The organism is Hungatella sp. (assembly GCF_046966825.1).
This window is the reverse complement of sequence record NZ_JBKVCZ010000037.1, coordinates 15,262-32,241: the sequence shown is the minus strand read 5'-3', so window position 1 is coordinate 32,241 and position 16,980 is coordinate 15,262. Positions and strand designations below refer to the sequence as shown.

The window sequence follows — 16,980 nt, the reverse complement described above, 5'->3', positions numbered from 1 at the left end:
ACGGAGGTGGAGATTGTAATGAAGATAATTTATCAGTCGATATGGATAGAACTGCCATATCCGGTTGTTACCATTGTGGATTTCCGCAGTTCAGAGTCACTGAATGCCCATGCCGAAATAGCGTTGGAGGCAGTGATTGAAGAAGAAAAGGCTGCTGAATGTTTAAACCAGAACGCGGAAAACCAGACCATCAAGGCAGGAGTTATGGAAAACGGCAGGGAAGTCCCGGCATTCTTTATGGGTTATCTGTCAGAGCTTGATATTTACTATGAAAAAGGGCAGGCAATGCTTATGTTGACTGCTGTTTCCTATACCAGAAAGTGGGATGTCAGCAGGTTAAGCCGCAGCTTCCAGAATCTGGATTTCACATATGGCGATATTATAAACTCCGTCCTTTCGGGCTATCCTGGCGCCGAATGGATGGGCAAGGCTGATACGGAACGCAGAATAAGCGGGCTGATTCTGCAATATGAGGAAACTGACTGGGAATTTCTGTGCAGACTGTCCACACATTTTTCCACGTTTATCATGACAGACCCTTCCACAGAAGGAGGAAGGATTTATTTTGGCATTCCAGAGATTGACGAGGGGGAATGCGTGGAAGAAGATGATTATGAGATTGCCCAGAATATCGCAGGGTATCAGGACAACGTATATAATGCAGGTCTGGACGGCTTGTCCCAGGACAACCTGCAATGGAGGATTATCAGCAGGAAACGCTGGAAAATGGGGGAACGGGTCACTTGGAACCAAGTCCCCTGTCTGGTGGTGTCAGTTCAGCTTCAGGCGTATAATTCGGACATTCTCTATGCTTACACATTAGGGAGGGCGGATGGGCTTTATTCACAAAGTTATGGAAACCGCTCAATCATTGGTCTCAGCCTTCCGGCCCTGATTAAAGAGCGAAGCGGAAACCAGCTCAGGGTTCAGTTTAAGCTGGACCCCGGCTACCAGCCAGGCAATAATGTATACTATACATACGCCATAGAGACGGTAAGCTGGTACTGCATCCCGGAAATTGGCAGCATGGTTCATATATACTTTCCAACCTGGGATGAATCCTATGCTATAGCTGTTCATGCCATGCGGTTGGGCAGCGCCCAGGCGGGACGAAAGAAAGCTGTTGGTGATAAGTCCTTTACGACCTGTGACGGGAAGGAGATGCTGTTTACAGAATCAGGAATCACGTTCCTGTCGGACGCCGGCATGGCATCCACTCTCAGCCTTGAGCGGAGTGGCACGTTAAAGCTGGAAGGCAAGAATATCGCAATAGGAGCAGATTTGTCGTCAAAGATTGGGGAAGCAACCGTTGTAGTGGGGGAAGATGAAAAGACGGTTACGGCAAAGATAATCACTATCAAGTCGGAAACGGGACAGGTAACTCTTGGGATTCTGGAAGATTATGAGGCGGAAGAGCCAAAGCTTAAGGAAGAAACGGGGATTGCCTTATTCCAGGATGGAAATATATTGATTAAAGCGGAGAAGAAAGCGTACTACATCGGTGAGCAGAAAGATCCGCCCCTAATTACCTATTCCGATGAGGACTTAAAGGCGCAGGATGCAGCACAAAGAGAAGAACACAACGCGGAGGTTATGGAGGTAAGAGCCAATGAAGCAAAAGGGAAAATTAGCTTTGGAGCGGCGATAGCGGTAGCGGGAGTGGTTATTACCGGTGCAGCCCTTGCAGTGGCTACGGGCGTTACAGGGGGAGCGGCAGCTCCTTTGTGGGTTCCATATGCGGCGGCAGCCAGTGCAACCCTGGGAACGGTAGCAGTGGTAGAAGGCACAAGCAATGTGGCTGAAGGGGCACAGGATTTATCAAAAATGCATACGGGAGATTTTTCCCAATCTGCAAATCCAGTCTTAAAATATATGTTTAATAATGACAGGGATGCTTATTACCAGTCCATGGTTGGAAATATCATGATGGCGACTTCACTCCTGCTGTTGACGGCTCCGGGCGCGGGTAAGGCGGCATCCATGACCGTAAAACAGTTTTTAAAGCAGGCATTGGTGAACACTGGGAAACAGGCAGCGCTAAATGCAGGTTTGGGGATGGGTCAGGCGTACCTTCTGGATGCAGCAGATGGCTATATCGATATGAGTTTAGAAGATTATATGAAGATTGGAGCCAGAAGTGCAGCCATTACGGCTGTGGGAGGCGCCCTCATGATGCCGGTTGGGGCTGCCGCGAACTTTTACAGGCCGCTTAACAATTTGATAACAGGCAGTCCCTGGGGGGCGCTTGGATTCATCGGAGTTGAAACTGCGTTGGACGTGGGAACGGATGCTTTTGCCAGATGGCTAAACGGAGAGAGCTTTGACATGGGTGATTTCTGGATGTCCCTGGGAACCCATCTGGCCAGCAATGCAATCTTTTCCATTGATCCGGTGGACGTGGCCACAGGCGGAATGTTCCTTGCAGAAACGGATATGGCATTTAACGATATTGGAGACGGGGTATTTAAAGTCCAGCGTTTTTATAATTCCGTCATACCATACTACGGAACCGCCGGACGAAAATGGCGTTTTTCCTTCGAATCCAGGATTATCTTCCATGATGAGAAGCAGAAAGCGGATGTTTTCTGTGTGGATGGACATACGGAGAGCTTCCTGCTCACAGAGGAGGGATACGTCAATAAGAAGGGCGGAAGCCGGGCATACCATCTGGAGGCGGAAGAAGGCGAGGGCTTCCTGCTTCTTGAATCACAGGGCAGGAAAGTGTACCATTACGGCTTACAAGGCCAGCTCCTCTCCGTCACGGACCGTATTGGGAACCGGATGGAAATTAGATACAACGGAATTCTGGCAGAAAAAATCATCACATTCAGCGGGCATGAAATTGGGATTGCCTATGAAGACGGCAGAGTGGCGGAGCTTCGGGACGAGACGGGTCGTCTCGTCCAGTACAAATACAGGGAATGCTGCATGACGGATGTCCGCCATGTGGACAAGGGGATCACCACCTATGCCTATGACCGGAATGCCAACATCACCAGGGTTGTCGACCCCAAGGGCAATTCCTATATCACCAATGAGTATGACAGCGAGGGACGGGTAACAGTCCAGCGCTATCCGGACGGAAGCAGGAGCACGGTGGAATACAGGCCGCATAAAAGGGAGAGCCTGGTATGCATTGAGGCATTTGACCGGACGGAACGGTACTGTTACAACGAAGATGGGCTGATCACCCATAGCTATTTTGATGACGGAACCTGTATTGAGTACGGATACGACCAATGGCAGAACCGGATCTATGAAAAAGACCGTCTGGGGAATGTGACGAAAAGGAACTATGATGTAAACGGAAAGCTTCTGTATGAGGAGAAACCATGCGGACAGTGGGAAAAATATGAATATGACCCGGACGGGAACCTTGTCCATAAGCAGTCAGCGGCGGGAGGGGAATCCCTGCTTTGCTATGACGAAAAGGGCAGCCTTGTGTCAGAGGCAGTTAAAATGCAGGAATCCTTATGGTCACGTACAACGTATGAAAGTGACCGATACGGTAGGATTTTAAAAAAAACAGACGGAGAAGGGAACGAGACGGTATATGAGTACATCCTGGATGGCCCTGTTCTGGAAAACCCAATGCGGGTGGTGGACCCCATGGGGCAGGAGGTACGCTACGAGTATGACCGCGCAGGAAGGCGAACCGCCGTCATCACTGCTTACGGACGGGCTGAGTTCGCCTATAATTCCCTGGATTTAGTGACGTATGTCAGAGACGGGGAGGGGAATGAAACAAGGAGATTTTATGATAAAGCAGGGAGATTAAAGTTCATGGTCCCTCCAAACCTGGCGGAAACGGGGGAGGGCTGGTCTTATAAATATGATTTCTTCAACCGCCTGATTGAGGTGCGGGACCCTTTGGGAACCGTCAAACGAACCGAGCGCGACCTTGCGGGGAAGATTCTCCGGGAAATCCATCCGGAAGCATATGCAAAGGATCGGGAACAGGGTGAGGGTATCCGTCATGAGTATGACCGGGACCGGTACCGCCTGCGGACAATTTACCCCGACGGAAGCACGGAACGCCGCTTTTATGATGCAAACGGCAACCTGATCAAACGGGTAGAGCCGGTGGATTACAGCCTGGAGCGGGACGATGGGCCGGGGGAGACCTATGAGTACGATGGGCTGGGCCGGCTTACCTGCATGAAGGACCCGTCGGGGAACGTAAGCAGAAGGATAAAGTATGACCTGGCCGGCAATGCGGTGGAAGAAATAGATGCCCTTGGAAACACGACGTACAGTTCCTACGATCTGCTTGGAAACCTGATACAGAAGCAGGAGCCGGTGGAAAAACGGGATGGGGCGGTGTTGTACCGAGTGACCCGCTATGAATACGACCGGAACTCAAACCGCACGGCGGAACACCAGGGGATTGAACAGGTGGCCCTTGGCGGGGAGCCTGGCCGCTGGGGGCATCTGCGCTACACGTATGACAAGTTGAACCGGCTGATCAAGGTGGAGGACGGTTCAGGTGCAAGGGCCGAATACCAATATGACTGCCTGAACCAGAAAACCTGTGAGAGCTTCCAGATCAACAAGGACACAAGGAAAGTCATACGCTACTGCTATGACCGGGCGGGACGCCTGACGGAGAAGAAGGAGGAACTGGAAAACCGGTTCCTGCAGCCTGGAAAGAAGGCAGGAAGTGTGTGGTCGATAACCCGCTACCAGTACGACAAAAATGGCAACTGCACCCAGGTAATCACGCCGAAAGGCTACCAAAAAGAAGCTGTTTATGATAAAATTGACCGTATGGTGGGGCTGACCGAAACCGACCGGGAAAGCGGCATAAAAAGGAGGCTTTCCTACGCCTACGACCGGGCGGACAACCTGATTGGGCGGCGGGACGACAGTCTGGAACAGCCCAGGATTCGTTCCTACCGGTATGACAGGAGGGACAACCTGACCCATTATGTGGACGAGGAAGGGGGAACTGCCCGTATCTTCTATGACGGCAACGGCCGGGTGAGAAAGCTGGTCAGGCCGGAGCAGTATGACAGCGTGTTGGACGATGGTCCTGGTACCTGTTACCAATATAATCACATGGGAAAGGTGACGGCGGTCATAAACGCCCTGGGGCAGACAGAGCAGGAGAATGAGTACGATCCTGCGGGGAACCTGATAGGGTCTGCCGACGGGGGAAAGAGCCGGGCAGAGTATGTCTGCAACCTCCAGGGGAAGCCGCTGGAGATCCATACCGGTTCGGATTATCTTCGGGAAGGCCGCCCGGCCCAGTCATACACCTATGACGCCAGAGGGAACATCACCGGGGTACAGGACGGAAACGGGAACCGGACGGAGTTTCTGCTGGATGAGTGGGGCCGCATCGTGGAAATCCACACGCCGGAGGGCGGCGTGGAGCGGTATGCATACGATTATGCCGGCAACATCACCAGCACCACGGATGCCAATGGAGGAACCATCACCTACCGTTACAACAGCCAGGGGCAGGTGAGCGAGATCACCGACCAGGAGGGAAACAGCGAGTATTTCTACTATGATGAGGAAGGCCGCCAGGAAACCCATGTGGACCGGAACGGAAACGTGGAGCGCACCCTGTACAACATGGACAACCAGATGGTGTACCAGCGGGCGGAGGACAAAAAAGGCCGGAACCCGGTGGTCAACCAGTACGTGTATTATCCTGATGGGAGCCTGAAAGAGGCCACGGGCGGAGGAATCACGTACCGCTATGAATACACCGGGACGGGGCTTTTAAAAAGCAAGAGCGCACCGGGAAAGCGGCTGCTGGATTATGCCTATGATAAGAACCAGAATGTCATCCGCATGACCGATCTCACTGGAAAGAGTACCACCTATGCCTATGACCTGCTGGACCGTCTGGAGCGGGTGGAGGACATGGAAAGCGGGGAGGCGCTTGCGGTCTACCGCTACACCCCGTCCGGGCGGAAGGAATCCCTGCGCCTGGGAAACGGAGTCCAGACAAAGTACCGTTATGGGGAGGATGGGAGCCTGTCAAGCCTTGTGACGGTAACGCAGGAAGGCGAGTTGCTGCTGAACTATGATTATGCCTATGACGGGAACGGGAACTGCACGAAAAAGAGCGGGGAGCGTTACCAGAATGAGTATGCCTATGACAATATGGGGCGTCTGCTGGAAGCGAATTATAATGGCAGCAAGGAAACCTATGCCTATGACCTGGCAGGAAACAGGCTGAAAAAGGAAACCGCTGAAGGGACAGAATTATATAGCTATAATGCCATGAACCAACTGCTCCAGATGAAGAAAGGGGGGAATGCAACCCATTACCGGTATGATCTGCAGGGGAATATGCTGCAGGAAGCAGGTCATGACGGGAAGGAATATGCTTATGATGCCCTGAACCGGCAGATCGGCGTTTCAGCGAATGACCTTGGACAGATCAACCGCTATGACGGGGAGGGCCTTCGGTATGAAACGGAAAAAAGTGGAAAGACAGCCTTTTATCTGTATGATCGGGGGGAACTGACGGCAGAAACGGGCGGGGACACAGTAGGCCGGTACGCCAGAGGATATGATGTGGTTTACTCGGAATATAACGGGGAAGGCGGAGGCTATCATATCCAGGACGAGGCGAAGAGTACCCTGTTTATTCTGGATAGAAATCATGATGTCAAGAAAAGCTACCGTTACAATGCATTTGGCCAGGTATTGGAAGAAAGTGGCGAAATACAAAATCGCATCACTTATACAGGGCAGATGTATGATGGAGCGATGGGGCAATATTATTTACGTGCCAGGTTCTATAATCCTACGATAGGAAGATTCTTGCAGGAGGATGTCTACCGAGGGGGTGGACTGAATCTGTATGCGTACTGTGCCAATAACCCGGTGATGTATTATGATCCTAGTGGGTATATAGAGATGTGTCCTATTCCAAAATTAGCTACTGGAAATGGCGACCCTGAAATGATGGAGACACCTTATAAGCCCTTAACTCCCAAGCAAAAGCGGGAACTAAATAACAAAATAAAAAATAGGACTGCAACGCAAGATGAATATAACCATTGGGATTGGGATAGACGATTTAATAATAGAAGACAACGTGGTGTGGATAGATTTTGGAGTCAAGAGAAAAAGCGCTTGAAGTCTGGCGAAAGTGGAACTAGAAACTGGACAGAACAACAGGTTAGTGATATCATAAACGGGAAAAGACCAACATACGATGGTGAGACAATAGAAGGTCATCACACATATAATGCATTAGATTACCCGCAGATGGCGGATGATGGAATTTTCATTTATCCTGCAACAATCAATGAACATTTTAATAGATGGCATGGTGGAAACTGGCAAAATGACACATCAGGTTTCCCGTTAAATCCAAACTATCCAGAGGAGTTTTGATATGAATAAAAATATACTTGATTATTTAATGGATTTAAAAAATCGTTATAGTAGCGTTTCTATAATTCAATCGGATACTGAGTATATTGACTTAGAAATAATACCGATTGCGTTAAAAGACTTCTACAAAGATATCTCAGAGGCAGAATTACCCTTTGGCCGAATTTTCAAACCCAGCATCGCTTGGGAGCAGTCTAAAAACAATCCGTTTAGCCCTGATTGGTTTGTTTTTGGACAAGATAATTACTTTTCCTTTTGGCTTTGCTCATATTCACCTGATGAAGAGGGATTGAGTTTTACTTATTGGGATCATGAATCAGGAAATAAGATAGATGGAGCAGTATGGCCAGATTTACAATCATTTTTACAAGATTTAGAAGAAGAATATATAAACGAGATGTAAAATTGAAGTTAGTAGAACAAATGGACTAAAGCTCGGTAAAGATTGCATATTCGCCGCCCGCCCTTCAGTTTCTGTGGGGGCGCTGGTTGCATGTTGTTGCTATCCAGTCCTCTCCGAACCTAGCGAGGTAATGACAGCCGCTACTCTTGTCCATAAGCAGTCCGCGGCCGGAGGGGAATCCCTGCTTTTCTATGACGAAAAAGGCAGCCTTACGAGTTGGACGACGGCCCCGGTACCTGTTACCAATATAACCACATGGGAAAGGTGACGGCGGTCATAAACGCCCTGGGGCAGACAGAGCAGGAGAATGAGTACGATCCTGCGGGGAACCTGATAGGGTCTGCCGACGGGGGAAAGAGCCGGGCAGAGTATGTCTGCAACCTCCAGGGGAAGCCGCTGGAGATCCATACCGGTTCGGATTATCTTCGGGAAGGCCGCCCGGCCCAGTCATACACCTATGACGCCAGAGGGAACATCACCGGGGTACAGGACGGAAACGGGAACCGGACGGAGTTTCTGCTGGATGAGTGGGGCCGCATCGTGGAAATCCACACGCCGGAGGGCGGCGTGGAGCGGTATGCATACGATTATGCCGGCAACATCACCAGCACCACGGATGCCAATGGAGGAACCATCACCTACCGTTACAACAGCCAGGGGCAGGTGAGCGAGATCACCGACCAGGAGGGAAACAGCGAGTATTTCTACTATGATGAGGAAGGCCGCCAGGAAACCCATGTGGACCGGAACGGAAACGTGGAGCGCACCCTGTACAACATGGACAACCAGATGGTGTACCAGCGGGCGGAGGACAAAAAAGGCCGGAACCCGGTGGTCAACCAGTACGTGTATTATCCTGATGGGAGCCTGAAAGAGGCCACGGGCGGAGGAATCACGTACCGCTATGAATACACCGGGACGGGGCTTTTAAAAAGCAAGAGCGCACCGGGAAAGCGGCTGCTGGATTATGCCTATGATAAGAACCAGAATGTCATCCGCATGACCGATCTCACTGGAAAGAGTACCACCTATGCCTATGACCTGCTGGACCGTCTGGAGCGGGTGGAGGACATGGAAAGCGGGGAGGCGCTTGCGGTCTACCGCTACACCCCGTCCGGGCGGAAGGAATCCCTGCGCCTGGGAAACGGAGTCCAGACAAAGTACCGTTATGGGGAGGATGGGAGCCTGTCAAGCCTTGTGACGGTAACGCAGGAAGGCGAGTTGCTGCTGAACTATGATTATGCCTATGACGGGAACGGGAACTGCACGAAAAAGAGCGGGGAGCGTTACCAGAATGAGTATGCCTATGACAATATGGGGCGTCTGCTGGAAGCGAATTATAATGGCAGCAAGGAAACCTATGCCTATGACCTGGCAGGAAACAGGCTGAAAAAGGAAACCGCTGAAGGGACAGAATTATATAGCTATAATGCCATGAACCAACTGCTCCAGATGAAGAAAGGGGGGAATGCAACCCATTACCGGTATGATCTGCAGGGGAATATGCTGCAGGAAGCAGGTCATGACGGGAAGGAATATGCTTATGATGCCCTGAACCGGCAGATCGGCGTTTCAGCGAATGACCTTGGACAGATCAACCGCTATGACGGGGAGGGCCTTCGGTATGAAACGGAAAAAAGTGGAAAGACAGCCTTTTATCTGTATGATCGGGGGGAACTGACGGCAGAAACGGGCGGGGACACAGTAGGCCGGTACGCCAGAGGATATGATGTGGTTTACTCGGAATATAACGGGGAAGGCGGAGGCTATCATATCCAGGACGAGGCGAAGAGTACCCTGTTTATTCTGGATAGAAATCATGATGTCAAGAAAAGCTACCGTTACGATGCATTTGGCCAGGTATTGGAAGAAAGTGGGGAGATACGAAACCGCATTACCTATACAGGGCAGATATATGACGGAGCGATGGGGCAGTATTATCTGCGTGCGAGGTTCTATAATCCTACGATAGGCAGATTCCTACAGGAGGATATCTACCGTGGGGACGGGTTGAACCTGTATGCGTACTGTGCGAATAATCCGGTGATGTATTATGATCCCAGTGGGTATATAACTATATGTCCTACGGATTTCTATGTTACAGAGGATGGGACTGTAATTCCGGCGAATCAAATAAAATCGAATAGTCAATATGACAGAATTGAAATAGAAATAAAATCAGGAAAAGCAGTCCGTCCCCAGAATGCCATAGATGATTGGAATGACTTTTTGGGTCCAAATCAAACAAATATTGATCCATTTACAAATATTAAATCTGCAGATAGAATATGGTCCGCAGATGGGCGACGAAGTATAAGATTTGGTGAGCATGAAATGGATAGTATGAATACTGCTAGATTCCATTATCATAAAGAAACATGGTATGATGGTTATGTAATTAATGAACTACAGAGGGTACAAAGAAGATGAGAATGATTGTAAGTAAAGTAGATTACAGTAATGATATAACAATAGTTACTGGGGTTACAGAAATTGGAAGTATAAAAGGAATATGGAAATTTAATGAATTTCCTGTTATAGGCAAAGCGTATTTGATTGAATTAGGTATTGGCGAGCTTAATAAAAATCAAGTCTCAATTGCTTGTAAAGAAGCATTACATCCAACAGTTCATCTAAACGAGGAGTTTGTTTCGTTTTTAGGAATGTGCGAAGATATTGAAGACGTATATTATATACGATTTGCAAAGGATTGGCTTGAAATGATTGAAATTGGTGATGATGATACTGGTATAAATAAAGGAGATTATGTATCATTTGTGCAAAAATATGATTTGATATGGATTTATCCATATTGAATGTTTAATTGAAGAGGTTATTAAAAGTAGTCAAATCACCCGGCTTTGCCGGGTGAGTTCTTTCATTTCATGTCGTCCAATAGAAGGAAAGTGGGTCAGCCAGAACAGTGGACGGCGAGTTGGATGACAGCCCCGAAACATCTTAACTATTCAAAAATAATTTACAAATGGAGGAAATAAAATATGTTATTAATACTGGCATGTCTTTTTTTATTACTTGCAGGCGGTGGTTTGGCCTTTGGACCTTTAAACGTAAAAATGGATAAATTACGGCCTGGACAATCGCCACAGGATGCAATAAAAAAAACCAGGCGAATGGGTTACATAATTATAGGCATATCCATTATTCTGTTATTATTCATTATCTTTGTGATTATGCCGATGACGCCACGTTATTAGACCAGTTATAAAACAATGGAGATCAGCTGAGAAAGGAAATCTATGCAAAGTACAGAAGCCATGAAAAAGATGATCCAGAGAGAAATTCAGTCCATCAGCAGCCTTGAAGAACGGGTTGTTTTTAAGGACCTGATGGAAGGCGTATTTCTATCCCTTTATGAAGCAAATGAATCCATGTACCGGCAGTTAGAGGGAAGAATTATGGATGAGCTTGCATATGATATTAACCGATATCTAATACGCACGGGCATTGTGGAACGGTCGTGTTTTGACAAGTCCCACCACCAGATGTCAGCCATGCAGGAGTCCGATCTGGAATCATCTGCCTATCCGGTTCATGACATTCGTAAGAAGATTGAACAGGATGGAAGATTTCGCATGGCTTCTGTCTTTTTAAAATGCGATAGCCTGACCATCAATAAGCTTCTCCAATCAGGGCAGACATTTCAGGCGGTCATAGAGGCAGATGGGCAGCATCCGGTCACAGTAGCGGTGGAACGAAGCAGGAGGTATCTTGATCAGGTTGAACACCTGTATCATCTGTTTATGAAAAACGGGATACCGTGGATAACGGTTAATGCTCCCTACCTGTTCAAGATGATTGATGTATGCATAACTCAGATGCCGGAGGAACTGCCTGATTTGGCAGAAGTCACGTCCCTCAGAACGGACTTTGGGGAATATAGTGATTATGTCCATTATGACATGGTGCCCATATGGAACATAGGCCGTTTGAGGCTGGAAAGTGTGGGGTTTCCCGTCGCATGCGAGGATCATCGGAACTATGAGCACGTGGTATCAATAGGGGAATATGGAAAGGAACACGCTTATCTGGTTTCGGAAGAAGCGGGAGTACAGAATGTCCGTCAGACTGGGGATCGGCTTTTCATTACGGGAGAGACCAACAAGGCGAAAAGATGGGATATCTATGTGATACGCAGCGGCAATGACCGTAAGATTGACCGAAATAAATTCCCCATAATGGAGAATATGCGAAAGGATACTTTTTCCGAGCGATTCAAGAAAAGGGCTGGTCAGCCGATAAAAACAAGAGGTGAGTTGGAACGTTTTATCCGTGGATTTGGGCTGGAGGATTATATCGAATATGAAGACTGCCTGCTGGATGAAAGGCTGAGCACCCTCGAAACCTACTCCATGAATTTCTTTATGGAAGACGAGATTCGGGACAATGAATCCCAAAAGCGGCTGATCCTCCTGTTTAAGCAAAAGGGGAATGAAAAATGGATTCTCAGGGACCTTGCCAGCTTTATCGTTTCAGAGGTTCAGGAACTTTTCCCGGAATATCAGTGTGGAGGAAGGCTTATATGAAATATCTGTGGGAAGTAATGGTTCAAGCTGAAGAACAAGGACTGATGGAGGAACAGCTCCGCTTTAAAATGGCAGAACGATACAGCCCTTATACGGAGCTGTCGTTTCCGTTCTTGAATCAGTCTGTAGTCGAAAGCGAAATGGAAATCGAGGTGAATCCATATTGTAGATTTTATGAAATCTTTAAGGATTTATTTTCACCAGATATAGAAGATTTTCCTGAACTGCGGCAAAGCCTGACGAATCTGCTGCTCCACTCCCTTGCTCAAAACGACCAGCTATCAGGGATGACGCGGAATGAGTATTTGAAAAAGCTGCTGCATCAGGACTTTAAATATCAGGCCTATGGCACAGTGAACAAAGCTGCCATGGATCTTTACACACGCGAGGAATGGGGAATCGTATTAAGCGGCATTTTGAGACAGTTTGAGACGGGCAGTTCGCTGGATTTGTTTTCGGAGATGTTCCATTCTTTAATTAGCAACAATATCATTTACCGCAGCAATGACCGGCCCCATAAATTAATGATCTTTATCGGACAGAAACAAACGCGGACGCTTGAAGAAAAAATTAATTTTCTGATTCGCATTTTTCTGGAAATCCCATTTCATGCAGAACTATTCTACGAATACCATTTTGGAATACTGGGAGTGGAGGATACAATGATGATAGGCGAAATCGCCTTATGCTAGACTAGGGAGGGAAATAAAATGTTTCGATATGTACATCCAAGCTTTCAGATTAAGCATCTCCTGCAGGTGGAAATGCTGGAACAGCTCCGCGATTATCCCAAAAATTATCTGAAACTCATATTTTCCGGGTATGGGAATGGCATCGTAAGGGGTTGCGGTATTTCATGGAATAACAACAAGCTGACGATAGAGCCGGGAATCATATATTATAACCATAACCTGTATATGATGAATGAACGTTATTTGCTGGAGTGTTGGCCTGAGAATGAGAAACGATATCTGAAGATTGAATTTATGGAGGAAATACAGGAACCAAATCAGACTGTAGGGATGGGGCGGATTAAACTGTCCAGGGATAAGGCAGACCCCTCCTGCGAGTTGGAACTGTGCCGTTTCATCCTACAGGAGGGAGCAAGGCTCAGAAACCGGTATGAAAATTTTGAAGATTACTCCACAGAATATGATACCATCAATCTCATTCACGTCCCGTATGCCGCAAAGGGGGAGTCCAGCCTTCAGCCAGGCATTTTAAAACAGTTTGCAAAAGAAGCCCTGCAAAAAGAGCGGAACAATCCATACGACATCAGCTTTTCCATGAACATACTTGCATTGGATGGAAGCATTTCAAGGAGTTGCATTAAAGAATACCTTCATGCCCGCGGCTTACAACTTAAAAATACAGACAATCAAACGCTGTATGAGGGTCTTTTGCATATTCTGAAAGGGAATGACGGAAATTGGAGTCGGGAAGGGGAGCATGAAAGAGGGCGGAGCATTTTGATGATATGAACCTTTCCATGCAGGGAAGCATGAGTGCCCCTCTGCGCCTGCGTTTTTGCGTCCGCATTCTCGAAAAATCATCCTCACCTAACCCGCAGACATTCAATGTGGGCTATACTGGATAACCATTTACAAGGCAGGCAATATATAACAACCTGGTCCGGAGTTGAAGAATTTAATACAGATGAGCCGATATAGAAATGAGGGATATAAAATGGTATTGCTTCACAGTGGGATGACGGAAGATACGGGCAGGACCGTAATTGGTTATGCCGTGAGGGAAAAGGGGAAACTTTTTATTGTACTGAAGGACGGAACAAGGGAGGCTGTACGGTTGGATACGGTTATGCCCTACAAAGCCCTTCACAGCATTGAGGATTATGTCAATCTGCCGGAGCATGTCATAGATGAATTCCACAGCAGGAACGCTTATTATCTGGAGGACTTAAGCCAGTGGAAGGATGAGGAATTTGATAAAGTCAGAGGAATTGGACAATCCAGAAAGAAAGGCATATTAAAAATTATCCGAAACGTAATATTATAAAAGCTTGTAGTTGTGTTTTTTTTGGTTATATAAATATAACCAAAAACAGTTATATTTACGGTTATATACAAAAGTTTCGAATATAGATATACTTATGATAAATACCAAGGAGGTGTATCTATGTTCCATATAGATAAAACATTGCTGAATCCCAACATACCTGTCACCATACGCTTTACCCAGCAGCTAATTGATTGGCTGCAGGAGGTCAAAGAACGGGAAAATATTTCATTCAATCAGGTCGTGCTTCAATGCTGCAAGAACGGAATGGAGAGCGACCTTGCAGGAAGGAATGATGAGGAGACAAGGAATGATGGGTGAAAAGATTCTGACGGTAGGAATCTGCGACGATGACAAGGATGACTTAAAGCGCATGGAAGAAGGGGTTATAAATTGTCTGTCGGAGATGGAAATCAGAATCCGGCGGGAGATATGTCTGTATCACAATGGGCAGGAATTGTTCACGGAGGTCGTAAGCCGCAGGTTTGATCTGGTGCTCATTGACCTGGAGATGCCGGAGTGGCATGGGTTTGATTTGGCAGAAAAGCTTCATATAACCAGCCCGGAGACCAGGATTGTCTTTGTGTCCAGCCATGAGAGTCTGGTGTACCCGTCCTTTGAATATACGCCCCTGTGGTTCGTAAGAAAGAATCGGATGCAGCATGACATGGCTCAGGCTCTACGAAAGTATTTTATGCTGACGGTGCATATGGAGGGAAAGTATCGGATCAAGGAAGGGTATGGCTGCAGGGAGATTCGGATTGCCGATATACACTACATTGAGTGCAGCGGCCATACCATGACCATCAGGACCGGAAGCGGCAGCCAATACGAGAAATACGGGAGTCTGAAAGCGGAGGAGGAAGAACTGGGCAAGCATGGATTCATCCGGATACATAAGAACTATCTGGTGAACATGAAATATATTGGTGAAGTTGGGCAGAAGTGCGTCATGCTGAAAGATGGAACCGAGCTGGATATGGGAAGGGAGCGGAGGAAGGCAGTGCTGGAAGGGATGAGCCGATATGGCAGAAAACATGGTTAACTGCCTGATCAACGCCCTGTCGGCAGTCATAGCAGTAGAGTATATGGAACATGGATTCAAAAAACGTTATAAGGGAACCAGGCGCTGGCTGTTGTTTGCGGCAGGCAGTGCGTCTTATTTCCTTGTGGTGAGCGTCCTGAACCATTACATTGTATTCGAGGGCATACTGGGGCTTTGTTATGCGGCGGTTCTGGTTCTCTACGGTCTTGCAGCCCTGAAAGACAGACCCCATGTGATTGTGTTACTGGGGATGGCATGGGTACTGATCATAATCATCAATGCGTATATGGTGTTTGCCATCATGGGCATCATGACCGGGAGGCATCTGAAGGAGCTTCCAGCCAGCGGAGGAATCATTTGGACCTATTCGGCGCTGGCGGCGCTGGTGCTTAAATTTGCCATGGGACGGGTGGTTCTTGCGCTGTACCGAAGGAAGGACAATGCCGGCCAGGTAGAGGATGGGATTATGGCGGGAACCTTCCTTCTGCTGTTCGTCATGGTATTGGGGATGTTCGGCCTGGAGGACTGCGGTCTGAACCAGAGGGGGAGGCACTATCTTTCCCTGTGCCTTTTAGGCGGGTTCATCGGCCTGGTTCTGCTGCTGGGGAGGGCTTACCATCAAATGAGCAGATATTACAGGGAAAAGCAGGAAGTGGAGTACCGGAAAGAAAGATGGAGGGAGCAGGAGGAACAGGTTCTCAACCTGTTCCGTATCGGGAGAGAAGTGAACCACCTGCGCCATGATATGAACGGAAAGCTGGATGTGCTGTGCCGTCTGGCGGAAAAAGGGAGGTACGGGGAATTGTTGGGCTATATAAAGGAGATGGATGCAGAGCTGGGAAAATATCCGGAGCTTCCCCAGGACACGGGGAATGAGGGAGTGAATGCGATGCTGATGAAGGCGGTGCCGGAATGCAGTGAGAAGGGGATTGGATTCCGCTATGTGGTGCTGGGGCATATAGACGACATGGACAGTATGGACATGGGAAACCTGCTGAACAACCTGTTGTCCAATGCGGTGGAGGCAGCGGAGAAGAAAGAGGGAAACAAGGAAGTGGAGCTCATCATCAGACGGGAAGGAGATGAGATAGAGATTGGACTGACAAACAGTACCGCGGGTTCCGTATTGGAGAAGAATCGAGGCTTGCAAAGCCAAAAGAAGGACCCGGAACTCCATGGGTTCGGAATGGCAAGCATTCATAGAATTATAGAAACATATCAGGGAGAGTACACCTACTGGGAAGAACCGCACTATTTCTTCCAAATAATCGTTTTAAAGATGAACGTTTAGGTTTTTACGTCGTAATTTGACTGATTATGATAGAGTAATTGCCTTTTTTTGTCGGCTGTGTATAATACAATCAAACCGACAGCCTATATTTTCAGGCCAGCGAAAAACTGTGAAAAGGAGCTGGTTTGGCAAAAGGAATATACTGCATAAGAGACATATGGATGCCGGGACTGGATGCCCGGCATTTTTGCATCCGGCTACTTCCATGCGCCGCCATTCCAAATGCCAATACAAAAGAGACCTGCTGATGATTGGAATCTGCGAGCGCATTATTTTGCCGCAAACCAACCAATCAGCAGGAGACCATAGCGTTGCGAAA

At 47.9% G+C, this 16,980-nt stretch carries 12 protein-coding genes; all 12 read left to right on the top strand.

Annotated elements, in window-relative coordinates:
* The first annotated feature begins 18 nt into the window (after window positions 1-18).
* The 12 genes from ACLTD4_RS13635 to ACLTD4_RS13580 all read left to right on the top strand — a co-directional run bounded on the left by ACLTD4_RS13635 (window position 19) and on the right by ACLTD4_RS13580 (window position 16,661).
* Window positions 19-7,362, top strand: a complete 7,344-nt coding sequence (locus tag ACLTD4_RS13635; RefSeq protein WP_302818977.1) for an RHS repeat-associated core domain-containing protein — start codon at window positions 19-21, stop codon at window positions 7,360-7,362.
* Between the two features lies 1 nt (window position 7,363).
* On the top strand, window positions 7,364-7,765 hold the full coding sequence (locus ACLTD4_RS13630; RefSeq protein ID WP_302818978.1) for a hypothetical protein: 402 nt from the start codon (window positions 7,364-7,366) through the stop codon (window positions 7,763-7,765).
* A gap of 216 nt (window positions 7,766-7,981) precedes the next feature.
* Window positions 7,982-10,195, top strand: a complete 2,214-nt coding sequence (locus tag ACLTD4_RS13625) for an RHS repeat domain-containing protein (RefSeq protein ID WP_302818980.1) — start codon at window positions 7,982-7,984, stop codon at window positions 10,193-10,195.
* On the top strand, window positions 10,192-10,581 hold the full coding sequence (locus ACLTD4_RS13620) for a hypothetical protein (RefSeq protein WP_302818981.1): 390 nt from the start codon (window positions 10,192-10,194) through the stop codon (window positions 10,579-10,581). Before ACLTD4_RS13625 ends, ACLTD4_RS13620 begins: the two co-directional genes overlap by 4 nt.
* Window positions 10,582-10,764: 183 nt before the next feature.
* Window positions 10,765-10,980 (top strand): hypothetical protein, encoded by a 216-nt coding sequence (locus ACLTD4_RS13615; protein ID WP_302818983.1) that lies wholly within the window; start codon window positions 10,765-10,767, stop codon window positions 10,978-10,980.
* Between the two features lie 42 nt (window positions 10,981-11,022).
* Window positions 11,023-12,309: a hypothetical protein gene (locus tag ACLTD4_RS13610; protein WP_302818984.1), complete on the top strand. Its 1,287-nt coding sequence runs from the start codon at window positions 11,023-11,025 to the stop codon at window positions 12,307-12,309.
* Window positions 12,306-13,001 carry a hypothetical protein gene (locus ACLTD4_RS13605; protein ID WP_302818985.1) on the top strand — a complete coding sequence of 232 codons (696 nt, stop codon included), beginning with the start codon at window positions 12,306-12,308 and terminating at the stop codon, window positions 12,999-13,001. Before ACLTD4_RS13610 ends, ACLTD4_RS13605 begins: the two co-directional genes overlap by 4 nt.
* A gap of 18 nt (window positions 13,002-13,019) precedes the next feature.
* On the top strand, window positions 13,020-13,790 hold the full coding sequence (locus ACLTD4_RS13600) for a hypothetical protein (protein WP_302818987.1): 771 nt from the start codon (window positions 13,020-13,022) through the stop codon (window positions 13,788-13,790).
* 205 nt (window positions 13,791-13,995) lie between these two features.
* Entirely contained in the window at window positions 13,996-14,325 is a 330-nt protein-coding gene (locus ACLTD4_RS13595; RefSeq protein ID WP_320995756.1) for a hypothetical protein, read from the top strand.
* A gap of 120 nt (window positions 14,326-14,445) precedes the next feature.
* Window positions 14,446-14,646 (top strand): hypothetical protein, encoded by a 201-nt coding sequence (locus ACLTD4_RS13590; protein WP_302818989.1) that lies wholly within the window; start codon window positions 14,446-14,448, stop codon window positions 14,644-14,646.
* Window positions 14,636-15,370, top strand: coding sequence for a LytR/AlgR family response regulator transcription factor (locus ACLTD4_RS13585; RefSeq protein WP_302818991.1), 735 nt, complete (start codon window positions 14,636-14,638; stop codon window positions 15,368-15,370). The genes ACLTD4_RS13590 and ACLTD4_RS13585 overlap by 11 nt, the downstream gene beginning before the upstream one ends.
* On the top strand, window positions 15,351-16,661 hold the full coding sequence (locus tag ACLTD4_RS13580; protein ID WP_302818993.1) for a GHKL domain-containing protein: 1,311 nt from the start codon (window positions 15,351-15,353) through the stop codon (window positions 16,659-16,661). The genes ACLTD4_RS13585 and ACLTD4_RS13580 overlap by 20 nt, the downstream gene beginning before the upstream one ends.
* The last annotated feature ends 319 nt before the right edge of the window (window positions 16,662-16,980 follow it).

Coding starts and splice junctions, on each gene's coding strand:
- ACLTD4_RS13580 (WP_302818993.1), top strand. CDS start 15,351: ATGGCAGAAAACATGGTTAACTGCCTGATCAACGCCCTGTCGGCAGTC.
- ACLTD4_RS13585 (WP_302818991.1), top strand. CDS start 14,636: ATGATGGGTGAAAAGATTCTGACGGTAGGAATCTGCGACGATGACAAG.
- ACLTD4_RS13590 (WP_302818989.1), top strand. CDS start 14,446: ATGTTCCATATAGATAAAACATTGCTGAATCCCAACATACCTGTCACC.
- ACLTD4_RS13605 (WP_302818985.1), top strand. CDS start 12,306: ATGAAATATCTGTGGGAAGTAATGGTTCAAGCTGAAGAACAAGGACTG.
- ACLTD4_RS13620 (WP_302818981.1), top strand. CDS start 10,192: ATGAGAATGATTGTAAGTAAAGTAGATTACAGTAATGATATAACAATA.
- ACLTD4_RS13635 (WP_302818977.1), top strand. CDS start 19: ATGAAGATAATTTATCAGTCGATATGGATAGAACTGCCATATCCGGTT.
- ACLTD4_RS13615 (WP_302818983.1), top strand. CDS start 10,765: ATGTTATTAATACTGGCATGTCTTTTTTTATTACTTGCAGGCGGTGGT.
- ACLTD4_RS13600 (WP_302818987.1), top strand. CDS start 13,020: ATGTTTCGATATGTACATCCAAGCTTTCAGATTAAGCATCTCCTGCAG.
- ACLTD4_RS13630 (WP_302818978.1), top strand. CDS start 7,364: ATGAATAAAAATATACTTGATTATTTAATGGATTTAAAAAATCGTTAT.
- ACLTD4_RS13595 (WP_320995756.1), top strand. CDS start 13,996: ATGGTATTGCTTCACAGTGGGATGACGGAAGATACGGGCAGGACCGTA.
- ACLTD4_RS13610 (WP_302818984.1), top strand. CDS start 11,023: ATGCAAAGTACAGAAGCCATGAAAAAGATGATCCAGAGAGAAATTCAG.